This is a genomic window from Flintibacter hominis, from assembly GCF_014287965.1.
GTDB classification, from domain to species: domain Bacteria; phylum Bacillota; class Clostridia; order Oscillospirales; family Oscillospiraceae; genus Lawsonibacter; species Lawsonibacter aceti.
This window is the reverse complement of the sequence record NZ_JACOPO010000016.1, coordinates 1-9,513: the sequence shown is the minus strand read 5'-3', so window position 1 is coordinate 9,513 and position 9,513 is coordinate 1. Positions and strand designations below refer to the sequence as shown.

General features: G+C 54.4%; 8 protein-coding genes and 2 pseudogenes. 1 reads left to right on the top strand and 9 read right to left on the bottom strand.

Annotated features, from left to right (window positions below):
• Positions 1-116 precede the first annotated feature (116 nt).
• Positions 117-1,532 (bottom strand): annotated as a pseudogene (locus H8S11_RS13460) (DNA topoisomerase); the annotation flags it as partial.
• 68 nt (positions 1,533-1,600) lie between these two features.
• Between H8S11_RS13460 and H8S11_RS13455 the strand changes: the two are divergent.
• Entirely contained in the window at positions 1,601-2,023 is a 423-nt protein-coding gene (locus H8S11_RS13455; protein WP_186853501.1) for a hypothetical protein, read from the top strand.
• Positions 2,024-2,073: 50 nt separating this feature from the next.
• Here the strand turns inward: H8S11_RS13455 and H8S11_RS13450 are convergent, their stop codons facing one another.
• From H8S11_RS13450 to H8S11_RS13415, 8 genes and pseudogenes are all read right to left on the bottom strand, one after another.
• Positions 2,074-2,829 (bottom strand): DUF4366 domain-containing protein, encoded by a 756-nt coding sequence (locus tag H8S11_RS13450; protein ID WP_186853500.1) that lies wholly within the window; start codon positions 2,827-2,829, stop codon positions 2,074-2,076.
• Positions 2,819-3,109 carry a DUF4315 family protein gene (locus H8S11_RS13445; RefSeq protein WP_186853499.1) on the bottom strand — a complete coding sequence of 97 codons (291 nt, stop codon included), beginning with the start codon at positions 3,107-3,109 and terminating at the stop codon, positions 2,819-2,821. The genes H8S11_RS13450 and H8S11_RS13445 overlap by 11 nt, the downstream gene beginning before the upstream one ends.
• On the bottom strand, positions 3,096-3,419 hold the full coding sequence (locus H8S11_RS13440) for an adenine nucleotide alpha hydrolase family protein (RefSeq protein ID WP_186853498.1): 324 nt from the start codon (positions 3,417-3,419) through the stop codon (positions 3,096-3,098). Before H8S11_RS13440 ends, H8S11_RS13445 begins: the two co-directional genes overlap by 14 nt.
• A gap of 21 nt (positions 3,420-3,440) precedes the next feature.
• Positions 3,441-5,330 carry a C40 family peptidase gene (locus H8S11_RS13435; protein ID WP_243201067.1) on the bottom strand — a complete coding sequence of 630 codons (1,890 nt, stop codon included), beginning with the start codon at positions 5,328-5,330 and terminating at the stop codon, positions 3,441-3,443.
• Positions 5,327-6,352 (bottom strand): DNA cytosine methyltransferase, encoded by a 1,026-nt coding sequence (locus H8S11_RS13430; RefSeq protein WP_186853497.1) that lies wholly within the window; start codon positions 6,350-6,352, stop codon positions 5,327-5,329. Before H8S11_RS13430 ends, H8S11_RS13435 begins: the two co-directional genes overlap by 4 nt.
• Positions 6,345-6,668 carry a hypothetical protein gene (locus H8S11_RS13425; RefSeq protein WP_186853496.1) on the bottom strand — a complete coding sequence of 108 codons (324 nt, stop codon included), beginning with the start codon at positions 6,666-6,668 and terminating at the stop codon, positions 6,345-6,347. Before H8S11_RS13425 ends, H8S11_RS13430 begins: the two co-directional genes overlap by 8 nt.
• A 73-nt stretch (positions 6,669-6,741) precedes the next feature.
• Entirely contained in the window at positions 6,742-7,890 is a 1,149-nt protein-coding gene (locus tag H8S11_RS13420) for a hypothetical protein (RefSeq protein ID WP_186853495.1), read from the bottom strand.
• Positions 7,891-7,953: 63 nt separating this feature from the next.
• A pseudogene (locus H8S11_RS13415) lies at positions 7,954-9,393 on the bottom strand (VirB4-like conjugal transfer ATPase, CD1110 family); the annotation flags it as partial.
• Positions 9,394-9,513: the final 120 nt, after the last annotated feature.

Here is a 9,513-nt window from a genome sequence, read left to right as displayed (position 1 = left end):
TCGCGGCTCAAACGCTCGTATAATGCGGTTATCTTGCCCTTGTCAGTTTTCCTTGCTTTCATAAAAGTTTCTCCTTTCTATGGGCGATTTCTTATCCCCCTTTCATAGCATATAACTTCGGTGTAGGGTTTGGGAGGTGAAGTGAAGTGCTCGGTGACGGAGGCGGCGACCGGCTCAAAAACCTGTCCCTCGGTCAAGGCCGGAAGGACGCCCTCGGCCTCTTCATCCTCCAGCTTCTCTTTCAGGGAGGAACGGAACACCTCCTGGATTGCCCGCCAGCCCTGGGAAAGTACCTGCTTTCCTTTTGCCTTGAAGGTATGTCCGCCGCAATCAAAGGTGGCTGTGACCGCCTCATACACGAAAGGCTCCGCTGCCGCACACAGCAGCTTGCAGCAGACCAGCAGAAGGATATTGCGCTCGCCCACAGGCAGCGCAGGAACATCCGCCTTTTCCAGCTCAAGGGTGGGAATCAGGGCGTGGTGGTCAGATACCTCCTTGTCGTTCACCAGCGCCAGAACATCGGGGAAAAACTCCGGGCAGGCGTCGAAGGGCGGCACCCGCGCCGCCAGATGCAGGACCACGGAGGCGGTCTCCGCCATGTCAACCGTCAGATACCGGCTGTCCGTGCGGGGATAGGTCAGCAGCTTCTTTTCATAGAGCGACTGGGCGTAGTCCAGGGTTTGCTTGGCCGTGTAGCCGAACACCCGGTTTGCCTCCCGCTGCAAGGTGGTCAGGTCGTACAGCTTGGGCGGCTTCTCCGTCTTTTTGTCCCGCACCAGGGATACACATACGGCCCGCTGCCCGTCACAGGCGTCCCGGATGGTCTGGGCGTCCTCCGGGGAAACAATGCGGTCGCTGACCGCCTCGGCCTCCTCCAGCGTCAGCCGCACATGATGGTATTTCTCCTTGCGGAACAGGACGATCTTACCGTCCCGGTCGGTCAGCATCGCCAGGGTGGGCGTCTGCACCCGCCCAATATTTAACGTTCGATGATACAACACCGAAAAGAGCCGTGAGGCATTGATACCAATAAGCCAGTCCGCCTTTTGGCGGCAAAGTGCCGATTGATACAGCGGGTCATAGTCCTTGCCGGGGCGCAGATCGGAAAAGCCCTCCCGGATCGCTGCGTCCTCCATCGAAGAAATCCAGAGGCGAGAGAAGGGCTTGGAACATCCGGCGGCCTCATAGACCAGCCGGAAGATCAGCTCGCCCTCGCGGCCCGCGTCGCAGGCGTTGACCAGCTCCATCACATCGGGACGCTCCATCAGGGAACGGAGAATGTGGAACTGGGTGGCCTTTTCCTCGGACACTACATAGCGGAAGGGATTGGGCAGGATGGGAAGATCCTCATACCGCCACTTCTTATAGCGGTCATCGTAGGCGGCCGCGTCTGCCAGCCCCACCAAATGCCCGATGCACCAGGAAATGAGATACCCATTTCCTTCAAAATAGCCATCGGCCCTGGATGTGACACCCAGGGCCGACGCGATACTTTTTGCTACACTCGGTTTTTCACAGATTACAAGTTGCATATATCATTCTCCTGCTATTGTCATTTAAGTTTGTCCGCTTTATACTCTAATGGGAAAGGAAGGGAAACATGGTGCTTGTAGATATTCTAATTTCAATGTTATCGTCCGCTACTGGAATAAGTGCAACCATACTTGATGAACTATTTACAAAAGCAAATCTATTGAAGAAAGATGAGGAAAGCAGTAAGAAACTCACATCCAAAATTAACGAGCTAACTGAATCACTAAGCAAATCAGCACAACTTATGTCGGAAGTTGAAGCTGAATTTGCAAAGCAGAAAGAATTAGCTGAAAAATGGAAATCTGAAGCCGAAACCTCAAAAATTATTGCTTCTATGAGTCAAAAAGAGGTTGATGCCGTCACAAAGATTTTCGGCAAGAAAATCGAGTACGAAAGCAAAAAATCCGGGAGAATTTCTGTTGCGTGGAGTGCGTTTTTTTGCATAGTTGGTCTTGTTGGAGGTTTTCTGCTTTCAAAATTTTTCTTATAAAAACTACGGTGTTCACTCTGATGAACACCGTAGTTTTTATATTTCCTTTTTCACTTCGTTTCGTCCATAGATCCATTATTCATAAATGCCTTACTCTCCAATGTCAGGTCATCCTCGTTCTCATATTCCTCGTCCTCGAACTCATAATCGTCCGGATTGGCGCTGGTCTTTGCGCTCTGCTTGGGCTTGATGAACTTGATGTAGGCGAAGGCTCCGCCGCCGCCCAGAACCGCCAGCAGCAGGATCAGCACCAGGGCGCCGCCGTTGCCGGACTCTTTCTCCGGCTCCGGTTCGGGCTCCGGCTCCACCTCCGGCGCTTTCCCGGCGCACTCGCTCATATTTACCGCACAGACCGGACAGGCGGTATTCACCGCACCGGCCTGGCACTTCTCGGCGCAGGTACAAGCAGCGGGCTTTTCCTCCGTCTGTCCGTCCTCCAGCAGCGCCATCAGGTCGGCTTCGTCCACCTGGTTCAAGAAGTGAACGGCGGTCTCCTTGTCCTCGTTGGCCCGGTCGATCAGGATGTAAAAATAGTTGCCCGCTTTCGTAGTCACGGTGATAAGCTGCTTATCGCCGTAATAATCGTCCACCAGCGTGGCGTTGCCCTCCGGGGTCAGGGACTGGCCCTCCGGCTCCATGCCTCCGGTGGCCGGTTCCTCGGTGGGTTCCGGGGTCGTCTCGGCGGGCTCCACGGTGTAATAGTCTCCATCCCCGCCGCCCGCAAAGGCGGTGACGGAAAAGGCGGTCATGCACAGGACCACCACCGTCAGGGACGCCAAGAGGCGAAAAACTCTGTTACGCTTCATCTTCGCCATCCTCCATTCCTTCCACATTCGCGTCATCAGGGTCCGCCGCTGCCTCCGCCTCCATCATCCCGTCGGGCAGGGTGATAAGGCCGCTGGCGTAGGCCTTCAGGAAGGCGGTCAGCTCCTTGTTGTCCATACGCACCGCCTTGACCATGCGGACGATCTCCAGGTTTTCTTCCTCGGTGAGCTGCGCCTCCAGTTCCCGAAGGCGCTTCTGTTGGGTGGAGATCTTCTCCTTCGTCTTTTCAATGTCCTTGCGGATTTTCTCAACCGTTGCCATGTGTGCAAAACTCCTTTCCAAATCGTTCTCTCCAGGAATAGTTCCGCCCCAGGCCCTTGACCGTTTTCAGGTTTTTCCGGGCGTTGTCTTCCAGCGTCAGCCGTTTCCCGTCACGGGTGGTCTTATACACTCTGGTAATGGGCGGCATCCCGTGGTCCTTCAGCCAGTCATCCATCACATCCAGATAGGCGTAGGTGTGGGGATGCTCTGCCCCCGTATCCGCAAAGAGAATCAGGTCCACCGGGATGCGGTGCTGATGCAGTCCAACCAAAAGGGCGGTGCTGTTGGCACCGCCCCCGTAGGAAACCATATTGATGCTTTATCACCTCCATCAGTTGTAGGGCGGTCTGCCGTATGCGTAGAAATGGGACTGCCAGTAACTTGTGTTCAGGTTGGAATACTGGATAGGGTCGCCGCAGTGCAGCATCATCCCGTCGCCCACATAGATACCCACATGGGACACACCGCTGGTGTCGTAAGTGCCCACGAAGAACACCAGATCGCCGGGCTGGGGGTCGGATACCGGGGTAGAAATGTTGTAGAGCCCCTGGGCGCCCAGCCGCCCGGTATTGCACAGGCCGCTGTTGGTCAGCACATAACTGACGAAGCCGCTGCAATCAAAAGAGGTGCTGGGGCTGCTGCCGCCCCACACATAGGGATAACCTAGGTATTTTTCCGCCTCGGTAATGAGGGTGTTGAACCGCTCGTCCGTCAGGTATTCAGCGGGAATCTCCCAGGCAGTCGGCGGATTCTCGATGTACTTGTTCACATACCCGGAGGACGGGAACAGGTCGGGACGGTTGCCCAGGGTGGACATATAGGTGGCGTACAAGGAAAGCTGTTCCTCACCCATCATGTAAACTGGCACATGGGATAGGTTGAAGTTTTCCAGCGTGACGGTGCAGATATACCAGGTGTACGGCACCTCCACCTCGTACTCGTTGCCCTCGCTGTCTGTCCTTGTTTCCGTCTGATAGCGGGTCTCCGTGGTCACGGTTTCGGTGAGGATATATTGCTTGTCAAAGAGGGTTTGAAGGTCGCCCTGTACCTGGTCGATGGTGAACACCCCTTCATGGAGTGCCGACAGAATGGAAATCAGCACATAGGGGTCGTGCTCGATCTCGTCTAAGTCGAAGTGATACTCGTCATAGTCGTGGGTGGCCTCGTAGGTATCCAGGTACTCCCGCAATTCATCTTCTTTGGCGCAGTAGGCTTCTTCCGCCGCCAGCATATCGGAATCCTCGGAGAGATAAGAGGACGCCATGATATTGGACACCCCGCCGCCGAACATGGAGGAACAGGATTGCAGGGAGCCCAGCAGCATCACCAGCAGAAGGCCGATGCCGCCCACGATCAACGCGCCCTTCCAATGCCGTTTCAGGAAAAGGGCGGTGCGCTTGGACTCCTGGGCGGTTTTCTTGGCCGCCTTTGCCGTGGCCTCCACTGTTTTTCCAGCCCGGGCGGTCTTGCCCGCCGCCCGGTATGCCGCCGCATATTGCTTTTGCAGCTTCCGTTTCTGCCACAGGCGGGAGATGGGATTGGATGCAAGCTGGGGGTTCTCCGCCACGGCTTTCCGATAGTAGAAATCCGTATTGGCCTTGACCGCCGCCTGCTCCGCCTTTGCCACGTCCCGCCAGGGTTTCAGCTTGCGTTCCGCCCGCCAGTTCTGGACACGGCGGTTTCCGTAGCCCACAGCCTTCTCAAAGCTGCGTTCCCCCAGGTGACCCGACTGGACGCCGGAATTTTCCTGCTCCACCTCCCGGACCTTGCCGTGGATCGCCGCACCTGCCTCCTGAATGGGACGGGACAGCGGATTGGCGTGGGGCTTTCCCGGACTCTTATTAGGGATCGCATCCCTGGCGGCATCCAGCCGGTCCGCCGCCTTGTCCGACTTGCGGATGGCCCCTTGCAGCTCCGGTGCCGCCTGGTCTGCCTCGGAAAACTGCAATCGGGAGGATAGACGGCCCGCTGCCGCCTCGCCCTCCCGATAAGCCCTGCGCTGTTTTCGGCGTTGCTTCTTTTCCGATTTTCGTTCATGGTGCAACTCCACACGATCCACCGCTTTTCCAGCGGCGCCCGCCGTGTCGCCGGATGCAGAATGGTCCTGCTCCGGCGTCCGGTCAGAGGGATAGGTCGTCTCGCCCGTGACCAGATTGACGGATACCGCCCCGTCACGGGTCATCTTCTGCGCCTCCTTTTCGGGGGCTTTCCATTCTTTCAAGGTGCGTCACCTCCTGTTCTATAGGGGCAGATATTGACACACACCCCGGTTTCGATCATGGCGATGTACTGGAAAATGGGATAGGCCTGGGGCGGGCAGACCGCGTTTCCCAGAGTTTTCAGCCGCAGCGCCCGGTTGTCCGTGTCCTCGGTCATGCGGGGGACTCCTTCGGGCTCAGCACGCCATAGGATGCGTCCGTCCATTTCGGGGGGAATCCCATAAGCCATTCCACCCAGTCCGGGTTCAGCGCCGCTTTCTCGGAAAGGGGCTGCTCCTGCCGGATTACCTGAGCCGACAGGTTGGAGGACGGGGATTTGTCCCGGAAGGCCGCCGGTTTCAGGGTGGAACGGTAGCCCTCCGATGCTGCCGGAGTCAGGTAGAACACCGCCGCCGACAGGCTGAGGCTCCAGATGGTCCCGTCCTTGTTCCGTTTGCGGAGTATCCCACTCTCCGACAGGAACACATCCAGGTTGGCAGCGTCCCGCCCCGTGGATTTGTCGGAGGCAAGGGGCGTGGGAAACATCAGCCGCGACGATAAAAGTTCGCTGGCGCTCATGCCATGCGCCGACGCCGCAAGCCGGAAATACGAATGGGAGAACAGCGTATCCCGCTTTTGCCAGGTCAAAAATCGTTTTGTCGAGCCCCATATTGATGAAGCCAGCAACATTTTCCCCAAGCACCCAACGGGGCCGCAGTTCGGCAATAACGCGGCACATCTCCGGCCACAGGTAGCGTTCATCCGCAAAGCCCCGCCGCTTTCCTGCGGTGGAGAAGGGCTGGTACGGGAATCCGCCGGAGAGGATCGTGATGGTTTCAAGTCCTGTTTTCTCAAAAAACGCCTCCTTCGTGAATGTGGTGATGTCCCGGAACTTCGGCACATCCGGCCAATGCCTTTGCAGGATGGAATAGGGATAGTCCGCCCACTCGCATTGACAGACCGTTTCAAAGCCTGCCGCCTCCGCCGCAAGGTCCAGCCCGCCGATGCCGGAAAAGAGGCTGACATGGGTGAGGCGGTTAGGCATGGGACTGATCCTCGTCGTCCTCGCAGTCCACATAAAAGGCGTCCAGTTCGCACAGCTCCAGGGCCTTCAGCCGGGCAAGGTCGGCCTTGTCGCCGAACACCAGATAGCGGCCAGGGATGCTCCAGCGGTCAAACATCTGGTCGGCAATCTCGCCGTACCGCCGGGCGGTGTCGATCAGGTTCTCCATGTCCCGGCGGTCCTTAATTTTTCCGGCAAGGAAGGCAAGCTGATGCAGCAGCCCGTAGAGATGCACTTCCTCGTCGATGTGCGCCTCGTAGGTCTTTTCCTCGATGACATACAACTTTTCCTGTTCCATTTCGTATTCCTTTCTGAATTTTGGGCATAAGAAAACCCGCCTCGGTTGAGGCGGGCTTTCGTTTTAGCCTTGATTATTGTTGTTTAGCATCATTGGGGTCATAAAAAACTATTGTTCCTTCTAAGGCACCAAAATTGAGGTGTACTGAGTGATGCTTTTGCTTAAAAGTACAAAGATATTCTGCGTATTCTTGCGCATCACAAGGAGAAACAGTAAACGCACGATATACTTCGTTAGAGAGCAGGCCATTTTTTATTTTTGCTACACCGACAATAGAATCATCCGCTCTCTTTTTGATAAAAATTTCTTCAAAACGAAAATCAAAACTATAAATATCACCGTTCGGCTTTATAAGCAAAGGATAAACATTTATTTCCGATGGCAACTCACTCAGATCATTATTCACATAAATAAAGAATGAAATATAATCTATAGAAGATGTACCTTCATGTTCCTGCACTTGCATATGAAAACTCAAATTTTGTATGCGCTTTTGCGTATCCAGACAGTTAGGTACTTGCTTTTCTGTTTCAATCAATATCTGTTCAACGGTATGGGTTACATACGCTTGTATTTCACGAACTTTAGCTATTGTATTACATGTAGGGTATTCTGTACCACCGTAACTAAAGGCAGCAATTTGGAATGTGTTCTGGCTTCCCAAAATAAAACTATTATTGACACTTACCAATATGGTTTTAATATGCTTGACATGGTTATCGAACCCCTGCAAGTAGGAAAACTCATTTGCTGTTTTCACCGAATCAAGCATGGTTTTCAATGTGGCAAAGTTCGGTTCTCGCCCGATTGCCGTTAGTAATTTCCCAACAATTCCTTTGTCTTCAACATCAATGGCGCTGTCACCCAACAGAGACGCATTTATAATTTGGAATAAAATATCCATGCTCAATCGGGCATAATGGAAGAACTCCAACGATGTCTTTTTTAAAAAAATGGAATCATCCAATTTAACCCCAGCTATATCGAGGTGAGTTTCTTTTAATGTTTGCTCCGTAATACTTGCTTTTCCGGTTTCGACGGCAGTTTGCAAAAGCCCCTGCGCCGTTTCTTCTAAAACAGCCAACCTGTGCGCATATACTTTTTCGAGCAGTTCTGCTGACATATCCATATAGCCGAGGGTTTCTGCTAGACTCTGAACATACTGCCATGCATCATACACTTTATTTTGAGCCAATGTTTTTTGCAAACTTATGAAATTCATATTTGACCCCCTTGTATAGTTTATCCCATTACATTATATCACCCCCTTCCATATTATTGAAGATTAAAGTTGTTTTTCCACCTCGCTGGGCTTGGTGGTGAGCAGTTTATAGAGCTCGGTATCCTTCGGAAAGTCATCCGCAAAGGGCAGGATGACATTGTTGAAGAACAGTAGCCCGTGGCCCGGCTCGGAGTTGGTCACATAGGCAAGCTGTTCGGAAGAAATGTTCAGCCGCTCCGCCAGTATCTTCCGGTCACCTGCCGCCTGGTTGAGCATATAGATGAAATCACTGTTTTCCAGGATGTTTTCAATCTCCGGGGAGGAAAGCAGGTCCTTGGGGTTCTGGGTCGCCCCGGTGGGGATGCCGCCCCATTTTCTGAACCGTTTCCAAATCTCGGCGCTGTATGCCGCAGTCTGTTCCTCCTTCAGCAGAAGGTGGAACTCGTCCACGAAATACCTGGTAGACCGGCCAATGACACGGTTGATGGTAACGGTGTTCCACACCGCGTCCTGGACAATGAGCATACCCGGCTTTTTCAGGTTCTTGCCCAGGCCCTTGATGTCAAAGCAGACAAGGCGGTTGGAGATGTCCACGGTGGTGCGGTGGTTGAAGAAGTTCAGGGAGCCGTTCACATAGAGGTCCAACGCCTGGGCCACCCGGTCGGCCTCCGGGATGTGCTGGGACAGCAGGGCGTTCATCAGGTCGCCCAGAATCGGCATATTCTCCGGCCGCGGGTCGGCAAAGTAGGGCTGATAGATCATCTGCACCGCCCGGTCGATGACCGTTTTCTCGATGGCCTCCAGGCCGGTCTTGCTGCCCATGATGAGCTCGCAGAAGGACAGCACGAAGTCGCTTTTCAGCGCCAGCGGGCTTTCTTCCTCGGAGTAGTTGAGATTGATGTCCAGGGGGTTCACATAGTCGGTGCTGGACGGGGACAGACGGATCACCTGACCGCCCAGCCGCTTCACCAGGGGCGAATACTCGTCCTCCGGGTCGCAGATGATGACATTATCTTGGGTCATCAGCATGATAAAGGTGATCTCCCGTTTGCAGCTCATGGATTTGCCGCTGCCGGGCGTGCCGAACACAAGGCCGTTGGGACAGCGGGATTGCTTGCGGTCCAGCAGGATCATGTTGTTGGAGAGAGCGTTGAGGCCGTAGTACATGGCGTCGCCGCCCATGAATACCTCCTGGGTGACAAAGGGAACGAACACCGCCAGGGCCGAAGTGGTCAAGCTCCGTTCAATCTTGATACGGTTGAGGCCCAACGGAAGGCTGCTCATAAGCCCGTCCTCCTGCTGGAAATCCAGCCGGGTCAAAAGGCAGTTGTAGGTCTGGGCGACGCTGGCCGCCTGGGACACGGCAATCTCCAGCTTTTGCCGGGTCTCCGCCGTGTGCAGCACCAGGAAGGTCATGTTGAACATTCTCTCGTTGCGGGATTGGAGGTCGGCCAGCAGCTCGGCGGCGTCCTTGGAAAAGGTAATGAGGTCAGGGGGCAAAATCTATAGTGATAGGTAATTCTTTGAAGTTATCTCCGAATTTTCCCCCACTCCGCACCGTGCGTGCGAGTTTCCCCGCACACGGCGCTCCAACAAAATTTAGTTTGCTTTAACTACTATTTC